The organism is Pseudarthrobacter sp. GQ63 (assembly GCF_059758765.1).
This window is the reverse complement of the sequence record NZ_JCAXEF010000008.1, coordinates 119,622-144,400: the sequence shown is the minus strand read 5'-3', so window position 1 is coordinate 144,400 and position 24,779 is coordinate 119,622. Positions and strand designations below refer to the sequence as shown.

The 24,779-nt window shown below is 64.3% G+C and carries 23 protein-coding genes and 1 tRNA gene; 20 read left to right on the top strand and 4 right to left on the bottom strand.

Annotated elements, in window-relative coordinates; translation table 11 throughout:
- A tRNA-Arg gene (locus AC6CHP_RS14310) sits at positions 1-73 on the bottom strand.
- 82 nt (positions 74-155) lie between these two features.
- Here AC6CHP_RS14310 and AC6CHP_RS14305 point away from each other — a divergent pair.
- On the top strand, positions 156-911 hold the full coding sequence (locus tag AC6CHP_RS14305; protein ID WP_498230586.1) for a DUF998 domain-containing protein: 756 nt from the start codon (positions 156-158) through the stop codon (positions 909-911).
- Here the strand turns inward: AC6CHP_RS14305 and AC6CHP_RS14300 are convergent.
- On the bottom strand, positions 904-1,533 hold the full coding sequence (locus AC6CHP_RS14300) for a hypothetical protein (protein ID WP_498230584.1): 630 nt from the start codon (positions 1,531-1,533) through the stop codon (positions 904-906). The two genes, AC6CHP_RS14305 and AC6CHP_RS14300, sit on opposite strands and share 8 nt — an antisense overlap.
- Positions 1,534-1,565: 32 nt before the next feature.
- Between AC6CHP_RS14300 and AC6CHP_RS14295 the strand changes: the two genes are divergently transcribed.
- The 6 genes from AC6CHP_RS14295 (at position 1,566) to sucD (ending at position 8,599) form a co-directional block, all read left to right on the top strand.
- Positions 1,566-2,396 (top strand): inositol monophosphatase family protein, encoded by an 831-nt coding sequence (locus tag AC6CHP_RS14295; RefSeq protein ID WP_427118089.1) that lies wholly within the window; start codon positions 1,566-1,568, stop codon positions 2,394-2,396.
- Positions 2,397-2,639: 243 nt separating this feature from the next.
- Positions 2,640-5,198, top strand: coding sequence for a DNA helicase PcrA (pcrA, locus tag AC6CHP_RS14290; RefSeq protein WP_498230631.1), 2,559 nt, complete (start codon positions 2,640-2,642; stop codon positions 5,196-5,198).
- Positions 5,199-5,232: 34 nt separating this feature from the next.
- Positions 5,233-5,568 carry a glycosyltransferase gene (locus tag AC6CHP_RS14285; protein ID WP_498230582.1) on the top strand — a complete coding sequence of 112 codons (336 nt, stop codon included), beginning with the start codon at positions 5,233-5,235 and terminating at the stop codon, positions 5,566-5,568.
- Positions 5,569-5,586: 18 nt separating this feature from the next.
- Positions 5,587-6,273, top strand: coding sequence for a hypothetical protein (locus AC6CHP_RS14280; protein ID WP_498230580.1), 687 nt, complete (start codon positions 5,587-5,589; stop codon positions 6,271-6,273).
- A gap of 242 nt (positions 6,274-6,515) precedes the next feature.
- Entirely contained in the window at positions 6,516-7,685 is a 1,170-nt protein-coding gene (gene sucC / locus AC6CHP_RS14275) for an ADP-forming succinate--CoA ligase subunit beta (RefSeq protein ID WP_174176011.1), read from the top strand.
- 11 nt (positions 7,686-7,696) lie between these two features.
- Positions 7,697-8,599, top strand: a complete 903-nt coding sequence (gene sucD / locus AC6CHP_RS14270; RefSeq protein ID WP_157239019.1) for a succinate--CoA ligase subunit alpha — start codon at positions 7,697-7,699, stop codon at positions 8,597-8,599.
- A 145-nt stretch (positions 8,600-8,744) separates the two neighbouring features.
- On the opposite strand, the gene AC6CHP_RS14265 is transcribed toward sucD, so the two are convergent.
- Together AC6CHP_RS14265 and AC6CHP_RS14260 are read right to left on the bottom strand one after the other, a co-directional pair.
- Positions 8,745-9,227: an SRPBCC family protein gene (locus tag AC6CHP_RS14265; protein ID WP_498230577.1), complete on the bottom strand. Its 483-nt coding sequence runs from the start codon at positions 9,225-9,227 to the stop codon at positions 8,745-8,747.
- Positions 9,196-9,585 (bottom strand): ArsR/SmtB family transcription factor, encoded by a 390-nt coding sequence (locus AC6CHP_RS14260; protein WP_377194820.1) that lies wholly within the window; start codon positions 9,583-9,585, stop codon positions 9,196-9,198. Before AC6CHP_RS14260 ends, AC6CHP_RS14265 begins: the two co-directional genes overlap by 32 nt.
- A gap of 163 nt (positions 9,586-9,748) precedes the next feature.
- Between AC6CHP_RS14260 and AC6CHP_RS14255 the strand changes: the two genes are divergently transcribed.
- The 13 genes from AC6CHP_RS14255 to AC6CHP_RS14195 all read left to right on the top strand — a co-directional run bounded on the left by AC6CHP_RS14255 (position 9,749) and on the right by AC6CHP_RS14195 (position 24,694).
- Positions 9,749-10,153, top strand: coding sequence for a tautomerase family protein (locus tag AC6CHP_RS14255; protein WP_498230575.1), 405 nt, complete (start codon positions 9,749-9,751; stop codon positions 10,151-10,153).
- Between the two features lie 202 nt (positions 10,154-10,355).
- Positions 10,356-11,360 (top strand): 5-dehydro-2-deoxygluconokinase, encoded by a 1,005-nt coding sequence (gene iolC, locus AC6CHP_RS14250; RefSeq protein ID WP_498230573.1) that lies wholly within the window; start codon positions 10,356-10,358, stop codon positions 11,358-11,360.
- The gene (locus AC6CHP_RS14245; protein WP_377194823.1) at positions 11,357-12,307 is read left to right on the top strand and encodes a Cgl0159 family (beta/alpha)8-fold protein; all 951 of its coding nucleotides are present in this window, start codon (positions 11,357-11,359) and stop codon (positions 12,305-12,307) included. Before iolC ends, AC6CHP_RS14245 begins: the two co-directional genes overlap by 4 nt.
- A 40-nt stretch (positions 12,308-12,347) precedes the next feature.
- Positions 12,348-14,276 (top strand): 3D-(3,5/4)-trihydroxycyclohexane-1,2-dione acylhydrolase (decyclizing), encoded by a 1,929-nt coding sequence (gene iolD / locus AC6CHP_RS14240; RefSeq protein ID WP_498230571.1) that lies wholly within the window; start codon positions 12,348-12,350, stop codon positions 14,274-14,276.
- A 45-nt stretch (positions 14,277-14,321) separates the two neighbouring features.
- Positions 14,322-15,833 (top strand): CoA-acylating methylmalonate-semialdehyde dehydrogenase, encoded by a 1,512-nt coding sequence (locus tag AC6CHP_RS14235; protein ID WP_498230569.1) that lies wholly within the window; start codon positions 14,322-14,324, stop codon positions 15,831-15,833.
- A 75-nt stretch (positions 15,834-15,908) separates the two neighbouring features.
- Positions 15,909-16,820 carry a sugar phosphate isomerase/epimerase family protein gene (locus AC6CHP_RS14230; RefSeq protein WP_498230567.1) on the top strand — a complete coding sequence of 304 codons (912 nt, stop codon included), beginning with the start codon at positions 15,909-15,911 and terminating at the stop codon, positions 16,818-16,820.
- A 46-nt stretch (positions 16,821-16,866) separates the two neighbouring features.
- Positions 16,867-17,880 (top strand): Gfo/Idh/MocA family protein, encoded by a 1,014-nt coding sequence (locus AC6CHP_RS14225; RefSeq protein ID WP_498230565.1) that lies wholly within the window; start codon positions 16,867-16,869, stop codon positions 17,878-17,880.
- A 101-nt stretch (positions 17,881-17,981) separates the two neighbouring features.
- The gene (locus AC6CHP_RS14220; RefSeq protein ID WP_498230563.1) at positions 17,982-18,857 is read left to right on the top strand and encodes a sugar phosphate isomerase/epimerase family protein; all 876 of its coding nucleotides are present in this window, start codon (positions 17,982-17,984) and stop codon (positions 18,855-18,857) included.
- Positions 18,854-20,290 carry a sugar porter family MFS transporter gene (locus AC6CHP_RS14215; RefSeq protein WP_498230561.1) on the top strand — a complete coding sequence of 479 codons (1,437 nt, stop codon included), beginning with the start codon at positions 18,854-18,856 and terminating at the stop codon, positions 20,288-20,290. Before AC6CHP_RS14220 ends, AC6CHP_RS14215 begins: the two co-directional genes overlap by 4 nt.
- 256 nt (positions 20,291-20,546) lie before the next feature.
- Entirely contained in the window at positions 20,547-21,548 is a 1,002-nt protein-coding gene (locus AC6CHP_RS14210) for a substrate-binding domain-containing protein (protein WP_188732346.1), read from the top strand.
- A 64-nt stretch (positions 21,549-21,612) separates the two neighbouring features.
- Positions 21,613-22,662: an ABC transporter permease gene (locus AC6CHP_RS14205; protein ID WP_377194825.1), complete on the top strand. Its 1,050-nt coding sequence runs from the start codon at positions 21,613-21,615 to the stop codon at positions 22,660-22,662.
- A gap of 13 nt (positions 22,663-22,675) precedes the next feature.
- Complete coding sequence (locus AC6CHP_RS14200; RefSeq protein WP_364272160.1) at positions 22,676-23,611, top strand: ATP-binding cassette domain-containing protein; 936 nt, start codon at positions 22,676-22,678, stop codon at positions 23,609-23,611.
- Between the two features lie 87 nt (positions 23,612-23,698).
- The gene (locus AC6CHP_RS14195; RefSeq protein WP_498230558.1) at positions 23,699-24,694 is read left to right on the top strand and encodes a Gfo/Idh/MocA family oxidoreductase; all 996 of its coding nucleotides are present in this window, start codon (positions 23,699-23,701) and stop codon (positions 24,692-24,694) included.
- Positions 24,695-24,779: the final 85 nt, after the last annotated feature.

The following is a 24,779-nucleotide window of genomic DNA, read 5'->3' as shown; positions in this document are numbered from 1 at the left end:
TGCCCTCGATTGGAATCGAACCAACGACACCGGCTTTAGGAGAGCCGTGCTCTATCCACTGAGCTACGAGGGCTTGCGTCCGGCGGATCGGCAGGCCAGTCCGGCCGGACACGGATACAAGCATACAAGGTGCTGGGCCGTACTACGCTCAAGGCATGAGTTCAGCGCCGTCCGCCGCCATGCCTGCCACGTTAATTCCGGACACCGCGTCCACCCGCCAGTACATCGGCGCCTGGTCGGTGCTGAGCGTCCTGCAGTATTTTGCCGCGGAAGCAGCAGTGATCGGTGCCTGGGCGGGCCCCAGGCCCTATGACCTGCGGACGGGATACATCAGTGACCTTGGCGCCCTGAACTGCGGCATCTTTGACGGCCGCGAGGTGTGTTCCCCATTGAACTGGCTGATGAACGCCTCATTCGTGGTCCAGGGGCTCGGCATGCTGCTGGGTGCCCTTTTGCTGAGCTCCGGGCTGCTCTGCGTGGCGGCCCGGGCGGATCTGCGGGTGCAGCCGGGGCGCAGGCCCTGGCTGGCAGCTGCCTGGGTACGGATCCTGACCGGTACCGCCGGGGCCGGCACTGTGATCGTGGGGCTGGTGCCCGAGGACGTAGGTTCCGGCTGGCACATCGTGGGGGCGGTGATGTACTTCCTCGCCGGGGCCGCCGCCCTGCTGGTCCTGGGCATCCTCTGGCTGCGGAAGACAAACTTCGCCTGGTTCATCCTGGTGTGCGGTGCCGTGTCCCTCGCCGCCCTGGGGACGGGGGGCCTGACGGGAATGGACGTTCCGGAGCCCGGCACGCTTGAGCGGCTCATGGGTTATCCGGTCACCCTGGGCATGGCCACTGCAGGACTGGTTATTGCCCGCCAGGTCCACCGCCACCGTAAAATGATGCGGGCGCGGGCAGCCCTCAGCTAGCGGCTTTGGGCTTGCGGGCGCCGAGGACAACGGCGGCGGCGCCCGCCAGCAGGCTGAGGACCAAGAGGACCCAACCGGCCACGGTGAGTCCGGAGGCGAGGGCCACCTGGCCGGGGTCGGCAGTTCCGGAGGCCAGCACTCCGTCGATGGCGGCGTTGCCCCAGAGCCGGACCACAACGAACAGCAGCGGCAAGGACCATAGCGCCCAGCGCAGGGCTTTCCGGGCCACGTTCGTGCCGATCAGCAGCAGCCAGGTGAATCCGAAGATCAGGGGGAACAGGGTGCCCGCTGTTTTGTGCACGTAGTTAAGCTGGCCGCGCGCGTCATCGTCCATGACGGACTGGAGCTGGCTGACGTAGGCCGCATCGAAACCGCCGATGAGCGAGTCCGGCATGGCCAGGCCTGTGGAGAGGTCACGGAGCTGCTCCAGGGTCAGCAAATGCAGGTACCAGAAGAGGAACAGGCTGGCCACCACGCCGGCGATCAGGATGAGGTTGCTGTTGTTTTGGGCTTTCTCCGGCGTGCGCGCCGTGGTGGGGTTCACCACCGGCGGCAGATGATGCTGCGGTACCGCCGCCTTCGAGCCGTGCTTCTTGATCCGCTGGGCAGGTGTTTTGGCCATGGCTTCATTATCGCGCCCCTTAAACTGAAGCCATGACCACTGGCCGGCACAGCGCTGTTGAACTTGACCCATCTTTGGACGACTACCAGCTGGCAGCAGCCCTGGTGCGGGAGGCCGGGCAGCTGGCGCTGCTCATGCGGATGGCAGGACTGCAGTCACAGCAGAAAACCTCCATTTCAGACGTCGTGACCGCCGCTGACCATGCCGCAGAGGCCTATGTTCTGGAGCAGCTGCAGCGCTGCCGGCCACAGGACGGCATCCTGGGGGAGGAAGGCACATCGGTGCAGGGCAGCAGCGGCCGGACCTGGGTTATCGATCCGGTGGACGGCACGTACAACTTCCTGCACGGCTCCACTTACTGGTGCTCGGCCATCGCCTTGAAGGACCAGTCCGATGTGCTGCTTGGTGCCATCTTCCAGCCGGAGGAGGACAAGCTCTGGCTTGGTGGCCGGGCGCATCCGTCCAGCCTGAACGGTGAACGGCTGACGGTTTTCCACGACAACAGGGGAGAGCGCAACGCTACCCCCGCGGCCCAGCTGGGGGCGGCAACCTACATCCACCCCAGCTGGCTGATGGATCCGCTGTGCGCCATGCCCTGGCACGCGGCGGCGACGTCGGCTGCAGCCCTGCGGATGCTCGGCTCCGGCTCGTGCGACCTTGGCCGGGTGGCGGACGGCCAGCTGGGGTGCTGGTTCCAGCACAGCTGCCCGGAATGGGACTGGCTGCCCGGCAAGGCCATCGTCCGGGCTGCCGGCGGCGCCGTGGATACCGTGCGGGTCAACGGCCTCGAGTGGTTCATGGCGGGAGGGACGACGGCGGTGCGCGAGCTGCGTGCGGCCCTTGAGTCCGGCTCCGTGGCCTAGCCCATGCCCGCGCCGCTGCTAAGCCTGTTGCGGCAAAGCAAGCTGCGCCGGTGACTGCCGCCGTCGTCGTCAAGGCTTCCATCCGCTAAGCCTTTCAACTGCATGCCCTCCTTGCACGCACCGATCAGCGCTATGTGGATAAAGCAGCAGGACCGCCTTGACGGGGCACCGGCCGGCAGCCCGTCATCCACAGCCTGGAAGTCCGTGTCGGTCCCACCGCCTAGACTTGTAGGCACCATGGATATGTTGTTTGACCCGTACTCTGACGGACCGTTCAAGGCTGCTTCCCCGGCAGCTGCCCGCACCAAGTCGCGCGCTGAAGGCGCCACGGCGGCCGGTCCCGGCGGTGCTGTGCCGTGGGAGAACCGGCGGGGCGCCGGGCTGTCCGGCGGTACACAAGGGCCGCATGCGGATGGTCAGCATGCGGAGGGCCAGGGCCACGGCCACGGCCACCGCCGGCCGGACGCAGCCCAGCTCCTGGAAGGGCTGAACCCGCAGCAGGAGGAGGCCGTTAAGCACGCCGGTTCCGCGCTGCTGATCGTAGCTGGCGCGGGTTCGGGCAAAACCCGTGTGCTCAGCAACAGGATCGCCTACCTGATCGCCACCGGGCGGGCCCATCATGGCGAGGTCCTCGCCATTACCTTCACCAACAAGGCCGCTGCGGAAATGCGGGAACGCATTGAAGCGCTGGTGGGTGGGCGCGCAAAAATCATGTGGATCTCCACCTTCCACTCATCCTGCGTGCGGATCTTGCGCCAGGAAGCCGCGAATGTGGGGCTGAAATCGAACTTCTCCATCTACGACTCAGCCGACTCCCTCCGGCTGGTCACCCAGGTGTCCAAGGCCCTGGACCTGGATCCGAAAAAGTTTGCGCCCAAGGCCATCCAGCACAAGATCTCCGCCTTGAAGAATGAACTCATCGATGCTGACGCGTACTCTTCCGCCGCGAACTACAACGATCCTTTCGAGCAGGCCGTGGCTGAGGTCTACAAGGGCTACACGCAGCGGCTGCGCCAGGCCAACGCAATGGATTTCGATGACCTGATCGCCGAAACCGTGTTTATGTTCCGGGCCTTCCCTGCCCTCGCGGACTCCTACCGCCGGCGGTTCAGGCATGTCCTGGTGGACGAATACCAGGACACCAACCATGCCCAGTACGCCCTGGTCCGGGAAATCGTGGGCGACGGCCCCGGCGCCTCCGAGTTGACCGTCGTGGGCGATTCGGACCAGTCCATCTACGCTTTCCGGGGCGCCGACATCCGCAACATCGTGGAGTTCGAAAAGGACTACCCCGAGGCACGGACCATCAAGCTGGAGCAGAACTACCGCTCCACGCAGAACATCCTCACCGCGGCCAACTCGGTCATTTCACGCAATCCCAACCGTCCCGAGAAGCGGCTGTGGACCGCCGAAGGCGACGGCCACAAAATCATCGGCTACGTGGGTGAGAACGAGCACGACGAAGCCCAGTTCATTGCCAAGGAGATCGACCGGCTCCAGGATGAGGACAACCTCCGTCCGGGGGACGTCGCCATCTTCTACCGCACCAATGCCCAGTCACGCTCCATCGAGGACGTGCTGGTCCGGGTGGGCCTGCCGTACAAGGTGGTGGGCGGCACGCGTTTTTACGAGCGCAAGGAAATCAAGGACGCCCTGGCCTACCTTCGCGTCCTGGTGAATCCGGACGACGACGTCAACCTGCGGCGGGTGCTCAACGAACCCAAACGGGGGATCGGCGACCGCGCCGAAGGTGCCGTGGCGGCACTGGCCCAGCGTGAGCGCATCTCTTTTATGGCAGCCGCCCGTCGGGCTGAGCAGGCCCCGGCGATGGCAACCCGATCCGTCAATGCCGTCCTTGGGTTTGTGAAGCTGCTGGATGACCTCGCCGAAGTGGCCGCGGGGTCCGGCGCCGCGGCAGCCCTTGAAGCCGTGCTGGAGCAGACCGGCTACCTGGCCGCCCTGCGCTCCAGCACAGACCCCCAGGACGAGTCCAGGGTGGAGAACCTGGCGGAGCTCGTGGCTGTGGTGCGGGAGTACGAGCAGGAGAACCCCGAAGGGTCGCTGGGCGCGTTCCTGGAGCAGGTCTCGCTGGTGGCCGACGCGGACCAGATTCCTGACGCACCCGGCGGGAACGCCGAGGACACAGCCGCCGCCGTTGCGGAGGCCAAACGGCTTGGCGTGGTCACGCTGATGACACTGCACACCGCCAAGGGCCTCGAGTTCCCGGTGGTATTCCTGACCGGGATGGAGCATGGACTGTTTCCGCACCAGCGGTCAGCCACTGACCCCAAAGAACTGGCGGAAGAACGCCGGCTTGCCTACGTTGGCCTGACGCGCGCCCGGAAACGCCTGTACGTCACCCGTTCCGAGGTCCGGAGCATGTGGGGCCAGAGCCAGTACAACCCCGCCAGCCAGTTCCTGGAGGAGATTCCCGCCGAGCTCCTGGAATGGAAGCGCGAAGGAACCAGCAGGCAGTCAGGCGGGTGGGGCGGCGGGTCAATCGGTTCGAACCGCTACAGCGGATCCTTCTGGGGCGCCGGGACGGCCCGGGGCGCGGCTGCTGACTCGTCAGCCGGATTCAACGCGGACGTGCCCGCGGCCATTGCGAAGAACCGTGTGCAGCCGCAGAAAGAAATCGTGGCGGTCACCGTGGGGGACAAGGTCAACCACACGAGCTTCGGCAACGGTACCGTCCTCGCGCTTGAGGGGGCGGGGGACAAGACCGTGGCCAAGGTGAAGTTCGACGTCGGTGAGAAGCGTTTGCTGCTGCGCTACGCGCCGCTGACCAAGCTCGACGCCTAGCTGTACTGTCCCGGCGCTCGAGGCGGTCAAGGACATGGACGCGCTGGTGATTGTGGCCGCCGGTGGCCGCGGAACGGAGGTCCTCAGCGCGCGCTACCCGCGGCCCAACATCGTGATCCGCGACGTCGTGGACTTCGCCAGCGTGCTGGATTTCTCGGACGTGTTCATCACCAACGGCGGCTTCGGCGTGGGCTTCAGCCTCAAAACGGAACGGCCCAAGCCACGGCGAATTGCCCAAGCAGTGCAGGAGATCCTCTCGAATGCTGCCTGGCGGACGCGGGCACAACAGATGCGTGACCACTTCGCCGCCGGGGATCCCGCCGCTGTTGCCGCCGCCGTCGAAAAGGCAGCCGGCCTGGTACCAGGCTGAGCGCCGCCATGAAGCATAATGGACCGCATGCGACGGACTGTACGGGGGATGCTCGCCGCCCTTTTCCTCCTGGCTGCAACAGGCTGCACCGTGACGGTGGAGGACCCTGGATACGTGGCACCGCCTCCACTGCCGCCGATTGAGCAGCTGGAAGAGGCGCCGCTGGTTGACCCGCAGGAATTTTCCGGTAGTGACGATGTCCTCTCCTTCATTACCGAGGACCGGACAGTGGCGTGCTCCCTGACCGCAGCCCGCGGGCCGCACATCAACCTCCCCTATGAGCAGAACAGCTTCAGCGACAGCGACAACAACAAACTGGCCATTGTGCCGGTAGCCCACTGCGAACTGGCCGGATACCCGAAACCTGCCCCGGACGACGTGGCGGATGACTGCGCAGGAACGAATATCGGATACCTGGGCGGGGTAGCCCTGCTGACGCCGGACAAAGCAACGTACGGAGAGTGCCGGTCCGGCGTCACACAAATGGAAGCAACATACGGCCCCCGTGGCAGCAAGGCCGGCCCGATCGCGGAATTGGCTGTGCTGGCTGACGGGCAGAACCTTGAACGCAACGGACTGCGCTGTTCCGCCTACAACGGCGGCGTAGCCTGCGGAAACGTCTCGGCCGGCGTGGGCTTCTTTGTTTCGGAGGACCGTTACGAGCTGATTTCCAGCCCTCCGGACAGTGCCCCTCCGGCACTGTGAAGCCCTCAAAAACCGCGTAAATCCGCGGTTTTTCTACGTTCCATAGAATAGTGTCCTTACTCACATAAGGGGTACTCTGGGACGGCCCGGTCCTCCCAAAGGACTAGAGTTCCCAGTGGAGCATCACGCCGCGTGGCTCGTTTCCAACAGGCCGCCGGTGCGTGCAATTCCGCAGCCCGGTCATCGTCTTCGATGGTGTCCGACTGTACAGAAACTACTTCGACGTAGAAGGACACTAAACCGTGGACCTGTTTGAATACCAGGCGCGCGATATGTTCGAGGCGCACGGTGTACCCGTGCTTGCCGGCATCGTGGCGTACACCCCAGAAGAAGCAAAGGCAGCTGCCGAGAAGATCGGCGGCGTAACTGTCGTTAAGGCCCAGGTTAAGGCCGGTGGCCGCGGTAAGGCCGGCGGCGTCAAGGTTGCCAAGACCGCCGATGAGGCACTTGAGCACTCCACCAACATCCTGGGCATGGACATCAAGGGCCACACCGTTAACAAGGTGATGATTGCCCAGGGTGCGGACATCGCCGAGGAATACTACTTCTCCGTCCTGCTGGACCGGGCCAACCGCAACTACCTGGCCATGTGCTCGGTTGAAGGCGGCATGGAAATCGAACAGCTCGCCGTCGAACGCCCTGAGGCGCTGGCGAAGATCGCTATCGATCCCGCCGTGGGCATCGACCAGGCCAAGGCTGACGAGATTGTCGCAGCAGCCGGCTTCGCCGAGGAACTGCGCGGCAAAGTCGCCGCCGTGATCCTGAAGCTCTGGGATGTCTTCAAGAAGGAAGACGCCACCCTGGTGGAGGTCAACCCGCTGGTTAAGACCGGTGCCGGTGAGATCGTGGCCCTGGACGGCAAGGTCTCCCTGGACGAGAACGCCGACTTCCGCCACGCCAAGCACGCCCTCCTTGAGGACAAGGACGCTGCTGACCCGCTGGAGGCCAAGGCCAAGGCGCAGGACCTGAACTACGTCAAGCTGGACGGCGAAGTAGGGATCATCGGCAACGGTGCCGGCCTGGTCATGTCCACCCTCGACGTCGTTGCCTACGCCGGCGAAAACCACGGCAACGTCAAGCCCGCAAACTTCCTGGACATCGGCGGTGGAGCTTCCGCCGAGGTCATGGCCGCAGGCCTGGACGTCATCCTGGGCGACGAGCAGGTCAAATCGGTATTCGTCAACGTCTTCGGTGGCATCACCGCGTGTGACGCCGTCGCCAAGGGCATCGTTGGTGCGCTGGCCGAGCTGGGCCATTCCGCGAACAAGCCGCTGGTAGTCCGCCTCGACGGCAACAACGTTGAGGAAGGCCGCCGCATCCTGGCCGAGGCCAACCACCCGCTGGTTACCCTGGCCGCAACCATGGACGAGGGCGCCGACAAGGCCGCCGAGCTCGCCAACGCAGCTAAGTAAAGGGACGCACCATGTCTATCTATCTGAACAAGGACTCCAAGGTCATCGTCCAGGGCATCACCGGCGGCGAAGGCACCAAGCACACCGCCCTGATGCTCAAGGCCGGCACCAACATCGTTGGCGGCGTCAACGCCCGCAAGGCCGGCACCACGGTCCTGCACGGCGACAAGGAAATCACCGTCTTCGGCACCGTCAAGGAAGCCATGGCGGAAACCGGCGCGGACGTCTCCATCGTCTTCGTGCCGCCGGCATTCACCAAGAGCGCCGTTGTTGAAGCCATCGAGGCCGGCATCGGCCTGGTCGTTGTCATCACCGAAGGTGTGCCGGTCCAGGACTCGGCCGAGTTCTGGGCACTGGCCCAGTCCAAGGTGGACGCCGACGGCAACCAGGTCACCCGCATCATCGGACCGAACTGCCCCGGCATCATCACCCCCGGTGAGGCGCTGGTTGGCATTACCCCGGCCAACATCACCGGCAAGGGCCCCATCGGCCTGGTCTCCAAGTCGGGCACCCTGACCTACCAGATGATGTACGAACTGCGCGACCTGGGCTTCTCCACCGCTATCGGCATCGGCGGCGACCCCATCATCGGCACCACCCACATCGACGCCCTCGCCGCGTTCGAGGCCGACCCCGAGACCAAGGCGATCGTCATGATCGGCGAAATCGGCGGTGACGCTGAAGAGCGTGCTGCCGACTTCATCAAGGCCAACGTCACCAAGCCGGTTGTCGGCTACGTGGCAGGCTTCACCGCTCCCGAAGGCAAGACCATGGGCCACGCCGGCGCCATCGTCTCCGGTTCCGCCGGAACCGCCCAGGCCAAGAAGGAAGCCCTTGAGGCTGCAGGCGTGAAGGTCGGCAAGACGCCGTCCGAGACCGCCAAGCTGCTGCGCGAGGTCTACGCAGCGCTCTAGTTCCCAGTAAGAACCAACGCGGGGTCGCTTCCCGCCCGTCACTCGCGGACGGGCCCGAAGCGGCCCCGCGTTGCTGTTAAGTACGACGACGGGTGGGTCACCTTCTACATGGAAGGTGACCCACCCGACGTCGTACTGTTGCGTCCTACACCTTTGCCCCGCTCAGCAGCTCATCGAGCCGCTCATAGCCTTCCGACATGCCGCCTTCCATGCCGGATTGAGCCATGCCGTCGCGGGCCTCCTGCGTGGGATAGACCGAATGTCCGCGGAGGCGGCACCGGCCATTGCCCAGGTCCTCGAACGTCATGAACTCCAGGCTGACGACGTCCGGATACCCGCCGAACTCGAAAGTCTGGATGGCGAACTCGTTCTCGCGGACCGTGTGGAAGATGCCTTTGAACTCATAGGGCACTCCTTCCGGTCCGGTGTGCATGTAGCTGTAACTGCCGCCGGTCCGGAAGTCGTAGTGGTCGATGTCCATCTTGTAGCCACGCGGACCCAACCACTGGACCAGAAGGTCCGGCTCCTTGTGGGCCCGGAACACATCAGCGACAGGAAAATCGAAATCGCGCTCGTAGTCGATGAAGGGGACTCCCTCAGGAACGCTGAGCTTCAGGGAATTGCTCATGATGACTCCTTGTATCTGGGCCGCTGCCGGTTGCAGCGTTTGACCTCAGCACGGCATCGAGGCTGCGGAACTGCCCCTCGCGGACCAACCTGTACTGGTCGATCCAAGCGGTGAGTGCCTCAAGCCGCGCGGGATTCAGGTGCACGGGCCGCCGCTGGGCTTCCCTGGTGCGGGTGACCAGTTCTGCCTGCTCGAGTACCTGGATGTGCTTCGAGACGGCCTGTTTGGAGATCTCGAAGGGTTCCGCCAATTCATTCACGGTGGCCGGTCCCCGGCTGAGCCGGGCAATGATGCTCCGCCGCACGGGATCGGCCAGGGCCATAAACGCCGAGTCCAGAGCCGCTGCGTCGGGTTCCATCGGTACTGCTCCACTCGTCAACTGGGACCTTTAATCAATCAAACAGTTTATCAACCTGTTGGTTGTTTAAAACTACTTCCACTGCGCCTCCACGGCAATACCTTCCTTGCGATTTCTTGCCCTAGTTTGTTAGTATGTCAGTACAAACTTCTGAGGAGCGAAAGTGCCACTTGTTCGAATTGATGTAAACCAGGGGCGCAGCCAGGAGGAACTGCAGGGGCTGAGCCGGGGAGTCCATGACGCGATCCTCGCCGAGTACGGAATCCCGGAGCGCGACTACTTCCACATCCTGACCGAGCATCCAGCCGGGCAAATTTTTGCCCAGGATGCGGGGCTTGGCTTTGAGCGGACCAGCGGGGTTGTGATGATCCAGATTTTCACGCAGGGAGACCGGTCGCAGGAGGCCAAGCAGCGCCTCTTTGCCGCAGTGGCGGAGAATCTCGCTGAGGCAGGCATTGCAGGGGAGGATGTTTTCATCGGCTACGTGGAGAACACGGCCGGCGACTGGTCCTTCGGCTTTGGCCGGGCACAGTATGTCACGGGCGAGCTGGCCGTGCCCTGGAAGTAGGACGTCGTTCAGGCGATAAAGGGCCGCAATGCGCGGCAAAACATGCCCTATGGCAAGTTGTAAACATGTCAGTACAAACCTTTGACAGGACATTGATTCTAGGGCAAAGTAGTGGATGTGACCCCGCTCATGGAGGGGCCAGCCAGTCACTGGAGCTCTAGCTGTTGAGGGCAGAGTCCACATTAGAAAGGTCCGCGATACCGTGACCCACGAACTGCTCACGATCGGGCGCATCAGCGTTGATATCTACCCGAACGACATCGGGGTGGACCTGGAGGACGTGATGTCCTTCGGCAAGTACCTCGGCGGGTCACCGTCGAACGTTGCCGTAGCAGCCGCCCGGCATGGCCGCCGGACAGGCGTGATTACCCGCACCGGTGACGACGCTTTCGGCACGTACCTCCACCGGGAACTGAAGAAGTTCAACGTTGACGACACGTGTGTCACCCCGGTCCAGGAATGGCCAACGGCGGTGACGTTCTGCGCGATCAAGCCGGCCACGGACGAGTTCCCGCTCTACTTCTATGGGCGCTTTCCTACCGCCCCGGACCTGCAGATCAGGGCCGAAGAGCTTGACCTGGAGGCCATCCGCGAGGCGGGCATCTTCTGGTCCACAGTGACCGGCCTGTGCCAGGAACCCAGCCGAACAGCCCACATCAAGGCACACGAAGCCCGGCCCCGAACTGGCCTCACGGAAGGCCAGTTCACCATCCTCGACCTCGATTACCGGCCCATGTTCTGGGCATCTGAAGAGGAAGCGCGGACCGAGGTAGCCAAGATCCTGCCGCACGTCACCGTCGCTATCGGCAACGACAAGGAATGCGCCGTGGCGGTAGGGGAGGGAACCCCCGATGAGCAGGCGGACCGCCTGCTGGCCGCCGGAGTCGAGATCGCCGTCGTCAAGCTCGGTCCCGAAGGCGTCATGGCGAAAACCCGCACGGAACGCGTAGTCTCCGCCCCCGTGCCGGTGCAAACCCTCAATGGCCTGGGAGCCGGCGATTCCTTCGGCGGTGCCTTCTGCCACGGACTGCTGTCCGGCTGGCCGCTGGCCCAGGTCCTGGACTACGCCAACGCCGCCGGCGCGATCGTCGCCTCCCGCCTTTCCTGCGCCGACGCCATGCCGACGCCGGATGAGGTCACCTCGCTGCTCGCGGAACGCGGCCGCCTGATGCCTGGCCACTTTGCCACCGAAGGAGCAGCGCTGTGACCCTCACGCCACTGGCCTCCAACAATGCGCTGGACGACGACCCGCGCCGCTACGCCCACCTGAGCACCATCCGGCTTGAGGACCCGGACGCCATTGCCCGGGCAGCCAAGGCACGGCGCCGCCACCCCGGCCTGAAGTACGGCAAGCAGAACTTCATCGTCGCCGCCGACCACCCTGCCCGCGGCGCCCTCGCCGTCGGCAGTGACCCGGTGGCGATGGCAGACCGCCGCCAATTGCTCGATCGGCTCCAGATTGCCCTGGCAAATCCGGACGTGGATGGCGTGCTTGCGTCGCCGGACATCATGGATGACCTGCTCCTGCTGGGTGCGCTGGAAGGAAAACTGGTTTTCGGCTCTATGAACCGCGGCGGACTCGCCGGCCTGGTCAATGAAATCGATGACCGCTTCACCGGCCACACGGCAGCCGCCCTGGAAGCGCTGGGTGCCGACGGCGGAAAGATGCTGACCCGCATCTGCCTCGGGGACCCGGACACGGTGGCAACCTTGGAGGCTACTGCCAAGGCCATCGACTCCCTTGCCGAGCGCAAGCTCATTGCCATGGTGGAGCCCTTCCTTTCGGTCCGGGACAACGGCCGCGTACGGAATGACCTGTCCACGGACGCCGTCATCAAGTCCATCGCCATCGCCGAGGGCCTGGGATCCACCAGCGCCTATACCTGGATGAAGCTTCCCGTCGTGGCGGATATGGAGCGGGTCATGGCGGCCACCACCATGCCCACCGTCCTGCTGGGCGGAGATCCGGACAGCAGCCAGGACGAGGTTTTCGCCAGCTGGCAGGCAGCCCTTGCGTTGCCGGGAGTGCAGGGCCTCACTGTTGGCCGGACGCTCCTGTACCCGGCCGACGGCGATGTTGCCGGTGCCGTTGCCACGGCCGCCTCACTGCTGAACCACACCACCCCAAACCGAACCGAAGAAGTATCGGAGTAGCCTCCCCATGGGAACAACATCAGGAACTGCCACCCGCAGAATGACGGTCGCCCAGGCCGTGGTGGAATACCTTTCGAAGCAGTACACGGTGGACTCCATTGGCGGGGTTGAGTACCGTGAGCGGCTGATTCCGGGAACTTTCGGCATCTTCGGGCACGGGAACGTGGCCGGCGTGGGCCAGGCCCTGAAGCAGTACCAGCAGCTGGACCCGGCCATCATGCCGTACTACCAGGGCCGGAACGAGCAGGCCCAGGCGCACCAGGCCGTGGGCTACGCCCGGCACACCCGCCGCCGCCAGACCTTCGCCATCAGCACCTCGATCGGCCCGGGGTCCTCCAACCTGCTGACGGGTGCGGCCCTGGCGACGACGAACAGGCTGCCGGTGCTGCTGCTGCCCAGCGACACCTTCGCCACCCGCGCCGCGGACCCGGTGCTGCAACAGCTCGAACAGCCCTACGCCTACGACATCACCGTTAATGACGCCTTCCGGCCACTGTCCAGGTTCTTTGACCGGGTCTCCCGCCCGGAGCAGCTGTTCTCCGCGTTCCACCACGGCCTCCGTGTCCTGACGGACCCGGCCGAAACCGGTGCGGTGACCATTTCGCTGCCGCAGGACGTCCAGGCTGAGGCGTTTGACGTGCCCGAGGAGTTCCTGGCCGCGCGCGAGTGGCGGATCCGCCGCCCCGATGCCGACGACGCCGACATCGCCCGCGCTGCCGAGGCCATCCGTGCCGCGAAGCGGCCGCTGATCATCGCCGGCGGCGGCGTCCTCTACGCCTACGCCAACGAGGAACTCGCGAAGTTCGTGGAGCTGACCGGCATACCTGTGGGCAACACCCAGGCGGGCGTCGGCGTCCTGCCGTGGGACCACAAGTACTCCCTTGGAGCCATTGGCTCCACAGGTACGACGGCGGCAAACGCCATTGCCGCCGACGCGGACCTGATCATTGGCATCGGCACGCGCTACGAGGACTTCACCACTGCCTCCCGGACCGCGTTCCAGAACCCGGACGTGAAGTTCATCAACATCAACGTCGCTGCGATCGATGCCTACAAGCACGGCACCACGCTGCCGATCGTGGCGGATGCCCGCAAGGCGCTGGTCAAGCTGAACCAGGCACTGGGCGGCTACCGCGTCGGAGCGGACCTCGAGCAGAAGATCGCGGCGGAGAAGAAGCGCTGGGACGCCACCGTGGACGAAGCCTTCGACACCCGCTCCACGCCGTTGCCTGCCCAGAACGAGATCATCGGTGCCACGTCCCGCGCCATGGACCCCTCCGACGTCGTTATTTGCGCGGCGGGTTCGCTCCCCGGAGACCTGCACAAGATGTGGCGGGTCCGTGACCCGTTCGGCTACCACGTGGAATACGCGTACTCCTGCATGGGCTACGAGATTCCGGGCGGCCTCGGAGTCAAGCGCGCGGCGCTGGCTGAAGCCGCCAACGGCGGAACCCAGCGCGACGTCGTCGTCATGGTGGGGGACGGCTCCTACCTGATGATGCACACCGAACTGGTCACCGCCGTCGCCGAACGGATCAAGCTGATCGTGGTCCTGATCCAGAACCACGGCTACGCCTCCATCGGATCCCTCTCCGAATCCCTGGGCTCGCAGCGGTTCGGCACCCAGTACCGCGCGCTGAACGAGGAACAGCACAGCTTCGACGAAGGCGACACCCTGCCCGTGGACCTGGCCCTGAACGCGGAATCCCTGGGCGTGAAGGTCATCCGGGTGGAACCGGGCGAGAAGGTCATCGCCGAACTCGAGCAGGCCATCCGCGACGCCAAGGCAGCGCCCGAACGCGGCGGCCCCATCCTGATCCACGTCGAATCAGACCCGCTGCTGGACGCGCCGTCCTCCGAATCCTGGTGGGATGTTCCCGTCTCCCAGGTTTCGGAGCTCGACTCCACCCAGCAGGCCTACCAGGCCTATACCAGCCACAAAGCCCGCCAGCGCAAGCTGCTCGGCTGATTCCCTCGTCGACACCCGAACGCTTTCAACTCAAGGAAGAGCCCCATGACTGTTACAACCGAGACCTCCACCATCAACCACTTCATCAACGGCGCCGAAAGCGCCGGCGCGGGTGACCGCACCACCAACGTCTACAACCCGGCCACCGGCGCCGTGACCGCACAGCTGCGGCTGGCCAACCGGGCAGACCTGGACGCCACCGTCGCCGCTGCCCGCAAGGCCGCCGACACCTGGGGCGACATCTCCCTGGCCAAGCGCACCGCCGTGCTGTTCAAATTCCGCGAACTCGTCGCCTCCCACGTCGAGGAACTGGCCCAGCTGGTCACCGCCGAACATGGCAAGGTCCTCTCCGATGCCAAGGGTGAAATCGGGCGCGGCCTGGAAGTCATCGAGTACGCATGCGGCATCCCAACGCTCCTTAAGGGCGACTACTCGGACCAGGTCTCCACCGGGATCGACGTCTTCAACTTCCGCGAACCCCTCGGTGTGGTTGCCGGCATCACCCCGTTCAACTTCCCGGTGATGGTCCCGCTCTGGATGGCACCGATGGCCATCGCCACCGGCAACGCCTTCATCCTCAAGCCCTCCGAACGCGACCCCTCCGCCTCCATGCTCCTGGCCAAACTCTGGAAGCAGGCCGGCCTGCCCGACGGCGTGTTCCAGGTCCTGCACGGCGACAAGGAAACCGTGGACGGTCTCCTGACCCACCCGGACGTGGACGGCATCTCCTTCGTCGGCTCCACCCCGATCGCCCAGTACGTGCACGAGACCGCCACCAAGCACGGCAAGCGCGTCCAGGCCCTGGGCGGCGCGAAGAACCACGCCATCGTGATGCCCGACGCCGACCTGGACAACGCCGCCGACCACCTCGCGGCCGCCGCCTTCGGCTCCGCCGGGGAACGCTGCATGGCCATCTCCGTCGCCGTCGCCGTCGGGGACGCCGCGGACCTGATCGTCAAGAAAGTCGAAGAACGCGCCCTGGCCGTCAAGGTCAACAACGGCACCGCCCCCGACGCCGAAATGGGCCCGGTCATCACCCCGGCCTCCAAGGAACGCATCGTACGGATCGTCAGCGAAGCCGAAGCAGCCGGCGCCGCCATGGTGGTGGACGGCCGCGACCTCGTGGTCCCCGGCCACGAAGACGGCTTCTGGGTGGGCCCCACCGTGATCGACCACGTCAAGACCGAAATGACCGCCTACACCGAGGAAATCTTCGGCCCCGTGCTCGTGGTGGTCCGCGTCGACACCCTCGAGGACGGCATCAGGCTGATCAACGCCAACCCGTACGGCAACGGAACTGCGATCTTCACCTCCTCCGGCGCCCACGCGCGGAAATTCCAGCGCTCCGTCACGGTCGGCATGATCGGGATCAACGTGCCACTGCCCGTCCCGGTGGCCTACCACTCCTTCGGCGGCTGGAAGGCATCGCTCTTCGGCGACAAACACATCTACGGCCCCGAAGGTGTCTCCTTCTACACCCGCGGCAAAGTCATCACCTCGCGCTGGCCCGAACCCACCCACGCCTCCGGCGCCTCCTACAACTTCCCCTCCAACTAGTCCCCACCGCCTCCCTCGCCTCGCAAGCTCCGCCAGGGAACCCTGGCGGAGTGGCCCCTATCAAAGAGACAGACAATGACTGAGAACAAACTGATCATCGGCACGGCGCCGGACTCCTGGGGTGTCTGGTTCGCGGATGACCCCAAGCAGACGCCCTGGGAACGGTTCCTCGATGAGGTTGCCGAGTCCGGCTACAAGTGGATTGAACTGGGCCCGTACGGCTACCTGCCCACCGATCCCACGCGGCTGGCGGAAGAACTGAAGCAGCGCGACCTCAAGGTCACCGCAGGCACGGTGTTCACTGCCTTCCACCGCGGACTGGACCAGTGGGAATCCGCCTGGGAACCGGCCCGCAAAGTGGCCGAACTGACGGCGGCCATGGGCGGCGAGCACATCGTGGTCATTCCGGCCATGTGGCGCGACGACGTCACCGGCGAGGCGGTGGAGAGCGGCACCCTGACTGACAAGGCGTGGAGCGACCTTTTCGCCGGCCACAACCGCCTGGGCAAGACCCTGCTGGAGGATTTCGGGCTCAAGCAGCAGTTCCATTCCCACGCTGACTCCCACGTCGGAGCGCAGGAAGACATCGAAACCCTCCTGGCCGCTACGGACCCCAAGTACCTGAACCTGTGCCTGGACACGGGCCACGCCGAATACTGCGGTGCCTCCAGCCTCGAGCTGATCAAGAACTACCCGGACAGGATCGGCTACCTGCACCTGAAGCAGATCAACCCGGAGATCCTCAAAAGGGTCAACGAGGAAAACATGACCTGGGCCGCCGCCAACCTGGCCGGCGTCATGACCGAGCCGCCGAACGGGCTTCCCGACCTGCGCGCCGTCATCGAAGCGGTGGAGGCCCTCAACCGGCCCATCTTCGGCATCGTCGAACAGGACATGTACCCGATAGCCTTCGATGTGCCCATGCCCATTGCCAAGCGCACCCGCAACTACCTGCTGTCCTGCGGTTCCAGAACCACTGTCAACTGACAGCCACACCGCCGCATCCGCTAAGACCCCTGGAGGAACGAAAACAATGACTGAAGCACTCCGCGTCGCCGTCATCGGCGCCGGGCGCATGGGCGCCGACCACATCCAGCGCCTCAACACCCGAATCCACGGAGCCGAGGTTGCCGCCGTCGTGGACGTTGACCTGGCCCGCGCACAGGCGGCAGTTGAAGGGATTCCGGGCGCTGTGGCCCTCGCCGACGCCGAGGAAGCCCTCAACAACGGCGACGTCAACGCAGTACTCATTGCAACGCCCGGCTTCCTGCACGAGGACATCCTGCTGAAGGCCATCGCCAAGGACATTCCGATCCTGTGCGAGAAGCCGCTGACCCCCGATGCCGAGTCCTCCTGGAAGATCGTGGAGGCTGAAGTTGCGCTGGGGCACAAGCGCATCCAGGTGGGCTTCATGCGCCGCTTCGACGCCGAATACGCCGCACTGGGCCAGATCATCGGCAACCACGAGCTGGGCGAACTGCTGATGCTGCACCACCAGCACCGTAACCCCACCACGCCGCCGGGCTTCACCAACGAGATGCTGATCAACGATTCCGTGGTCCACGAGTTCGATGCCATCCGGTTCTTCACCGGAGAGGAAATCACCAGCGTCCAGGTCCGCATGGGGAAGGCCACCAAGAACGCCCCCGCCGGGCAGCACGATCCCCAGCACGTCCTGCTGGAGACGGAGTCAGGCGTCCTGGCCGACGTCGAAATCTATGTCAACGCCAAGTTCGGCTACGAAGTGGCCACCCAGGCCTCCTTCGAAGAGGGCATCGTCAACATCGGCGGGGACAAGGGCCCTTACACCCGCAGCGCCGGCCGCTGGGGCGGCAACGTTACCCCCGGATTCGAAGAGCGCTTCGGCGCGGCGTACGACGTCGAAATCCAGTCATGGGTTGACGCTGCGCTGAAGGGCGAAATCGGCGGTCCCACCGCGTGGGACGGCTACGCCACCGCGGCCTGCTGCGAGGCCGGCGTCGAAGCCCAGAAGAGCGGCGACAAGGTGGCCGTGAAGCTCGCCGCCAAGCCGGACCTTTACCGCTGACCCGCGGAGTTTTTGTCCAGATATGCCGACTTCCGGGCCTTCCAACCCTGCGTATCTGGACAAAGACTCCCGCCTGACTGATCCACAATGGAGTGTTCCTCGTGAAAATCGCACTTGATCCCACCCCTTTCCACCACAGCCACAGTCTGCTGGAGTTTCCCCGCGTGGCTGCAGATCTGGGTTACAAGTACATGCAGATGACGCCGCACGCGGACTTCATCCCCTTCTACAACCATCCCAAAGCCGATGACGAGCTGGTGGGCCAGCTCAGCAAAGCCTGCAGGGACGCGGGAATCGAAATTGCCTCGGTCCTGCCGGTGCTCCGCTGGTCCGGCCCGGACGAGGACGCCCGCGAAGCTGCTGTCCGCTACTGGAAGCGGGTCATCCAGATCACCGTTGACCTCGGCGTCGGCACTATTAACACCGAGTTCAGCGGCCGCCCCGAAAAGGCTGAGGAGTCCGAGCGGGCGTTCTACCGCTCCATGGAGGAGCTCCTGCCGATCATCGAACGCGAAGGCATCGACCTGCTCATCGACCCGCACCCGGACGACTTCGTGGAGGAAGGCCTGGCCGCAATCCGGGTCATCAGGGGACTGAACTCGAAGAACGTGGGCATGGTCTACGTGGCCTCACACAGCTTCCACATGAAGAACGCCCCGCTGGACATCATGCGCGCGGCAGGGGACAAACTCCGCCTGGTCCACGTTGCGGACACCATGGACCACCGTGCATCCCACGGCCTGCGCTACATCACGAACCCGCCGGGGAATGCCGTGCGCGTGCACCAGCACCTGAAGATCGGCGACGGCGACGTGAACTGGGACGAGTTCTTCGGAGGCCTCAAGGAAATCGGCTTCCTGGACAAGGACAACACAGTGATGGTCTCCAGCGTGTTTGCCGAGGATGAGAAGGCCGAGGACGTCTCCCGTTACCAGCTGGAGACCATGAAGCAGTACGTCCAGAAAGCTACCGCATGAGTGTCTCCGGTAAGGTCGCGGCGGTCAAAGAGCAACAGCCTCCGAACCATAAGAGGGCGCTGCGGACCGCCACCATCATTTCCACGTTCGGCGGACTCCTCTTCGGCTACGACACGGGGGTCATCAACGGCGCGCTGCCGTACATGCAGGAGGATTTGGGCCTGACGCCGCTGACCGAGGGCCTGGTCACGTCGTCGCTCCTCTTCGGCGCCGCGTTCGGTGCACTGTTCGGCGGCCGGCTGGCCGACCGGAACGGCCGCCGCAAGATGATTATGGTCCTCGCGGTCATTTTCCTTGTGGGCACGCTGGCGTGCACCTTCTCGCCAAACACCGAGGTTTTGATCGCCGCCCGGTTCATTCTCGGCCTGGCTGTGGGTGGTGCCTCCGTCACCGTTCCCGTGTACCTGGCCGAAGTTTCGCCTAGCGCACGGCGCGGACGGATCGTCACACAGAACGAACTGATGATCGTCACCGGGCAGCTGCTGGCTTTCATCTTCAACGCCTACCTGGGCAACACCTTTGGGGAGGCCGGCGGCATCTGGCGCTGGATGCTGGTGATCGCCACCCTGCCTGCCATTGCACTGTGGATCGGGATGAACTTCATGCCCGAGAGCCCCCGATGGCTGGCCTCGATGGGAAGTTTCGGCGAAACGCTCAGCGTTCTCCAACGCCTCCGCTCCCAGGCCGAGGCGCGAACAGAGTTCGAGGAAGTCAAGGCCATGGCCGTCGAGGACTACAAGTCCAAGATGGGCTCCTGGAAGGACCTTGGGATCCCCTGGCTGCGGCGGATCTTTATCGTGGGCCTCGGCCTGGCCGTGATCCAGCAGATCACCGGCGTGAACTCCATCATGTATTACGGCACCCAAATCCTCGCCCAATCCGGATTCGGGCGCGAGGCTGCGCTGACCGCCAACATTGCCAACGGCGTCATCTCTGTCCTCGCGACGTTCGTGGGAATCTGGCTGCTTGGCAGGGTGGGCCGCCGTCGGATGCTTATCACGGGGCAGATAGGCACGACGTCGGCGCTCCTTCTGATCGGCCTGTTCTCACTGATCCTGCCTGAAGGCTCAGCCCGTGGTTTCGTGATTCTGTCCCTGACGGTGACATTCCTGGCCTTCCAGCAGGGTGCCATCTCACCGGTCACGTGGCTGATGCTCTCCGAGATTTTCCCGCTCAAGATCCGCGGGCTCGGCATGGGCGCCTCCGCCTTTGTCCTTTGGATCGTCAATTTCATGGTGGGGTTCGGATTTCCGCAGCTCCTGGCGGCGATCGGTCTGTCCAGCACCTTCTTTGTGTTCGCCGTGCTCGGAGTGGGCGCCATAGCGTTTGCCGCCAAGTACGTTCCCGAAACCAAGGACAAGAGCCTTGAAGACGTGGAGCACTACTTCAAGAATGTGGCCGGAACGAAGCCGGAGGCCGTCGCGAGCCCATAAGAACGCCGAGCCGCAGGAGGGCACCCTCGTCTCCCAAGACGAGGGTGCCCTTTTTGGGTCTTCGCACGTGGTGCCAGCGGCTCGTTAACCGCGGAAATCTCCCGGATTTCGCGGGTCCTAGCACCCATGTTACGTGCGTACATACTAATGTCAGGACAAACTATTGACATGTGTGGTTCAAGTCACCATGATCGTAGTAAGCACATTCCGGCGACTGCATCGTGGCAGTCCGGAGCTGATATCAAAGGAGATACTCGTGGCTAGATTTTCCTGGCGTAAAGCAACACTTGTAGCGGCTGTCGTGCCGATGCTGGCACTGAGCGCCTGTTCGAGCACCGGAGGCAGGACCGAGGAGGCCGGCGGCGCAGCAGGCGGCGGCCAGGTCGCTACAACAGAACGCATGAAGGTTGCACTCATCACCCACGCCGCTCCCGGTGACACCTTCTGGGACATCCTCCGCAAGGGTGCCGAAGAAGCGGCTGCAAAGGACAACGTGGAATTGCTCTACACCTCGGATCCTGAGGGCGGACGCCAGGCCCAGCTGATCCAGCAGGCAATCGACCAGAAAGTCGGCGGCATCGCCGTGACCTTGGCCAAGCCGGACGCCCTAAAGGACGTCCTCAAGAAGGCCGCGGACGCCGGTATCCCCGTAGTCAGCCTTAATTCAGGTGCTGATGTTTGGCAGCAGGTGGGCGCTTTCACCCACTTCGGTTCGGACGAGAACCTCGCGGGCGCGGCCGTGGGGGAGAAGCTCTCCTCGCTGGGAGCAAAGCGCCCCATCTGCGTGATCATGGAACAGGGCAACGTGGCACTGGATGCCCGGTGTGCCGGCGTGAAGTCCAAGATCCCGGCTACTGAGAACCTGTTTGTCCAGGGAACCGACATGACCCAGGTTTCCTCCACAGTCACTGCGAAACTCCAGGCCACCCCGGATGCAGACGCCATCATCGGACTGGGAGCGCCGTTCACGTTGACCATCAACAAGGCAGTGGAGTCCCTCAATCTGCAGGACAAGGTCAAGGTAGCCTCCTTCGACATGAACGGTGAACTGGCCCAGGCCATCATCGACGGCAAGGTTGCCTTTACCGTCGACCAGCAGCCGTGGCTCCAGGGCTATGGAGCCGTCGACGCCCTCTGGCAGGTCAAGCGGGGCGGCATCCACGTAGGTGGCGGGCTTCCGGTGCTGACCGGCCCGTCGATCATCGATCAGGCAGCAGCTCCTGACGTCCTCAAGTTCGCCAAGGAAGGCATCCGCTAAGGATGCTTTGAGCGGGTTCCGGGGCCCTTGCGGCTCCGGAACCCGCCATAGCAGGAGAATCCCCATGACCCAGACTCTGACCAAACCCTCCGTCCCCGCGACCGATGAACGCATCGGTAAGCGCAGCCCCCTCCAGAAACTGCTCGGCCGCCCTGAGGTCGGCGCCCTGGTGGGCGCCATTGTCCTCTTCGTTTTCTTCGCCGTGGTTTCCCCGACCTTCCTGCAGCCTTCGTCCTTCGCGACCGTGCTGTACGGCAGCTCAACCATCGGAATCATGGCCGTCGGCGTCGCGCTGCTTATGATCGGCGGCGAGTTCGACCTTTCCACAGGTGTCGCCGTCATCAGTTCGGCCCTTACCGCCTCGATGTTCAGCTGGTACTTCAGCACCAACGTCTGGGTTGGTGTCGCCCTGGCACTGCTGGTTTCCCTGGCCATCGGATACGTCAATGGCTGGATCCTGATGAAGACCAAACTGCCCAGCTTCATCGTCACCCTTGCCACGTTCCTGATGCTGACCGGCCTGAACCTGGGCCTGACCCGCATGATCGGCGGCGGCGTATCTTCCCCCTCGATCTCGGACATGGACGGCTTCGCCTCCGCCCGCGCGGTGTTCGCGTCATCAGTGAGGTTCGGCGGGATTGATGTCCAGATCACCGTATTCATCTGGATTGCCCTTGTGGCGGTGGCCACCTGGGTGCTGATGCGGACCCGCGTGGGGAACTGGATCTTCGCCGTCGGCGGTGATGCGAATGCGGCCCGCGCCGTGGGCGTTCCGGTCAAGGCCACCAAGATCGGACTGTTCATGGCAGTTGGTTTCTGCGGCTGGATCCTGGGCATGCACAACCTGTTCGCCTTCGACGCGGTGCAGTCCGGTGAGGGCGTGGGCAACGAGTTCCTCTACATCATTGCCGCTGTGATCGGCGGGTGCCTTCTCACCGGCGGCTACGGTTCGGCTGTTGGCGGCGCCATCGGCGCGTTCATCTTCGGCATGGCCAACAAGGGCATCGTCTACGCACAGTGGAACCCTGACTGGTTCAAGTTCTTCCTGGGCCTGATGCTGCTTCTCGCCACCATCGTCAACCTCATCGTCAAGCGCCGCGCGGAACTGAAGTAAAGGGGTCCGGAAAATGAATGCCCAAAAAATTGACCAGCGCACCTTGCTGCAAAACGAAAAAGATCCGCTCACGCATACTCCTGTGCACCTGCTGTCCCTTGATGCCGTAGGCAAGCACTACGGCAACATCGTGGCGCTGAGGGATGTCACGATGGCAGTCGACAACGGCCGTGTCACCTGCGTGCTCGGTGACAACGGGGCCGGCAAGTCCACGCTCATCAAGATCATCGCCGGCCTGCACCGGCACGACGCTGGAACGCTGAACATCATGGGCGAGGAGCGGAAGTTCGATTCGCCACGTGATGCACTGGATGCAGGCATCGCCACGGTCTACCAGGACCTGGCGGTGGTGCCGCTGATGCCCATCTGGCGCAACTTCTTCCTTGGCTCTGAACTGACCAGCGGATTCGGTCCCTTCAAAAGCATGGATGTCCAAAAGATGAAGGACATCACCAAGAAGGAACTGGCTGAGATGGGCATCGACCTCCGCGACGTGGAACAGCCCATCGGCCAGCTCTCGGGCGGTGAGCGGCAGTGCGTGGCCATTGCCCGCGCCGTCTACTTCGGCGCCAAGGTCCTGATCCTGGACGAACCGACGGCGGCGCTCGGCGTGAAGCAGTCGGGCGTAGTTTTGCGCTACATCCTCCAGGCAAGGGACAGGGGGCTCGGGGTAATCTTCATCACCCACAATCCGCACCATGCCTTCCCGGTGGGGGACCGGTTCCTGCTGCTCAAGCGGGGCAAGTCCATTGGCTACTACGACAAGAAAGACATCACCCTGGACGAGCTCACCGCTCAGATGGCCGGCGGCGCGGAACTTGCCGAGCTCGCGCACGAACTCGAACAACTCGGCGGCCACAGCGAGGTAGTTAAGGAAGTGCAGGCAGAGGTCGCTGACGTCACCCACGGCACAGAGACACCCAAGGAAAGCGGCCCCCGGCACGCCTAGTACGGACCGGAACGGGGCCCGCCGGAAAACCGGACGGGCCCCGCTCGACATTGCGCACAGACCACGAACAGCAGACAGGAAGACATCATGCCGATCCGGGTGGGCGTCATCGGCGCAGGAGTCATGGGCGCAGACCACATCAGGAACCTTTCCGCAGCCGTCAACGGTGCTGAAGTCACCTTCGTGGCAGACCTCGACGCCGGACGGGCAGCGGCAGCTGCGCCGCCGGCGGCCCGGACTACCACCGACCCCTCAGAGCTGATCAACTCCAGCGAGGTGGACGCCGTCGTCATCGCCTCGCACGACTCCACCCATGCCGGACTGGTGCTGGAATGCTTCGAAGCGATGACGCCCGTGCTCTGCGAGAAGCCCCTGGCCCCTACGATCTTGGAAAGCCTCGACGTGGTGGAGGCGGAGGCGGACATCCTGGCCGCCACCGGCGGCAGGCTGCTGTCCATGGGCTTCATGAGGCGGTTCGATCCGGGCTACACAGCACTCCGCGAAGCAACGCGGATCCGCAGCAACGGCGAACCGCTAATGGTCCACTGCACCAGCCGCACCGCAACTGCGGGACCCGGTGCCAGCTCGGAATCAGCCATCACCAATTCAGCCATCCACGAGTTCGACATTATCCCCTGGCTGCTGGGCACGCCCATCACCGAAGTTTCATGGCAGGCGGGGCGCAGCTCCCGGCACAGCACCGGAGACCTGCAGGACCCGGCGCTCATGCTCCTCCGGACGGCAGACGGCACCCTTGCCACCCTCGAACTGTTCCTGAACGCGCAGTACGGCTACACCACCAGGTGCGAGGTGGTGTCCGAGCATGGTTCAGCCGCCCTCCCGGAACCCGCAGCACTGGTGGTCCACCATGAAGGCCAGCAGCGGTCCGTCATCCCGGCCGACTGGCGCCCGCGCTTCGCCGACGCCTACCGCCTGCAGCTCCAGGCCTGGATCTCTGCCCTGGAACGCGGAGAGACCGCGCCGCTCGCCACCGGGGAGGACGGCCTGCGGGCATCGCAGGTGGCCCAGGCCATGATCCGTTCGCTGCACAGCGACGGAGCCTTCACGAAGGTGATCTATTGATGGCTGCTCCCGTCCTGCCGGCCTCCCGCGTGCCGGAGCCGGAGGGCACCACCTCCCCGCGGTGGGGCATCAAATTCCCTGGTGA

What these genes read in the sequence shown, in the direction of transcription:
- AC6CHP_RS14205 (WP_377194825.1), top strand. Translation starts at nt 21,613, where the DNA reads ATGACCCAGACTCTGACCAAACCCTCCGTCCCCGCGACCGATGAACGC.
- AC6CHP_RS14260 (WP_377194820.1), bottom strand. Translation starts at nt 9,585, where the DNA reads ATGGAACCCGACGCAGCGGCTCTGGACTCGGCGTTTATGGCCCTGGCC.
- AC6CHP_RS14225 (WP_498230565.1), top strand. Translation starts at nt 16,867, where the DNA reads ATGACTGAAGCACTCCGCGTCGCCGTCATCGGCGCCGGGCGCATGGGC.
- sucD (WP_157239019.1), top strand. Translation starts at nt 7,697, where the DNA reads ATGTCTATCTATCTGAACAAGGACTCCAAGGTCATCGTCCAGGGCATC.
- iolD (WP_498230571.1), top strand. Translation starts at nt 12,348, where the DNA reads ATGACGGTCGCCCAGGCCGTGGTGGAATACCTTTCGAAGCAGTACACG.
- AC6CHP_RS14280 (WP_498230580.1), top strand. Translation starts at nt 5,587, where the DNA reads ATGGACCGCATGCGACGGACTGTACGGGGGATGCTCGCCGCCCTTTTC.
- AC6CHP_RS14200 (WP_364272160.1), top strand. Translation starts at nt 22,676, where the DNA reads ATGAATGCCCAAAAAATTGACCAGCGCACCTTGCTGCAAAACGAAAAA.
- AC6CHP_RS14235 (WP_498230569.1), top strand. Translation starts at nt 14,322, where the DNA reads ATGACTGTTACAACCGAGACCTCCACCATCAACCACTTCATCAACGGC.
- AC6CHP_RS14195 (WP_498230558.1), top strand. Translation starts at nt 23,699, where the DNA reads ATGCCGATCCGGGTGGGCGTCATCGGCGCAGGAGTCATGGGCGCAGAC.
- AC6CHP_RS14265 (WP_498230577.1), bottom strand. Translation starts at nt 9,227, where the DNA reads ATGAGCAATTCCCTGAAGCTCAGCGTTCCTGAGGGAGTCCCCTTCATC.
- AC6CHP_RS14305 (WP_498230586.1), top strand. Translation starts at nt 156, where the DNA reads ATGAGTTCAGCGCCGTCCGCCGCCATGCCTGCCACGTTAATTCCGGAC.
- AC6CHP_RS14285 (WP_498230582.1), top strand. Translation starts at nt 5,233, where the DNA reads ATGGACGCGCTGGTGATTGTGGCCGCCGGTGGCCGCGGAACGGAGGTC.
- pcrA (WP_498230631.1), top strand. Translation starts at nt 2,640, where the DNA reads ATGTTGTTTGACCCGTACTCTGACGGACCGTTCAAGGCTGCTTCCCCG.
- AC6CHP_RS14230 (WP_498230567.1), top strand. Translation starts at nt 15,909, where the DNA reads ATGACTGAGAACAAACTGATCATCGGCACGGCGCCGGACTCCTGGGGT.
- AC6CHP_RS14215 (WP_498230561.1), top strand. Translation starts at nt 18,854, where the DNA reads ATGAGTGTCTCCGGTAAGGTCGCGGCGGTCAAAGAGCAACAGCCTCCG.
- AC6CHP_RS14295 (WP_427118089.1), top strand. Translation starts at nt 1,566, where the DNA reads ATGACCACTGGCCGGCACAGCGCTGTTGAACTTGACCCATCTTTGGAC.
- AC6CHP_RS14300 (WP_498230584.1), bottom strand. Translation starts at nt 1,533, where the DNA reads ATGGCCAAAACACCTGCCCAGCGGATCAAGAAGCACGGCTCGAAGGCG.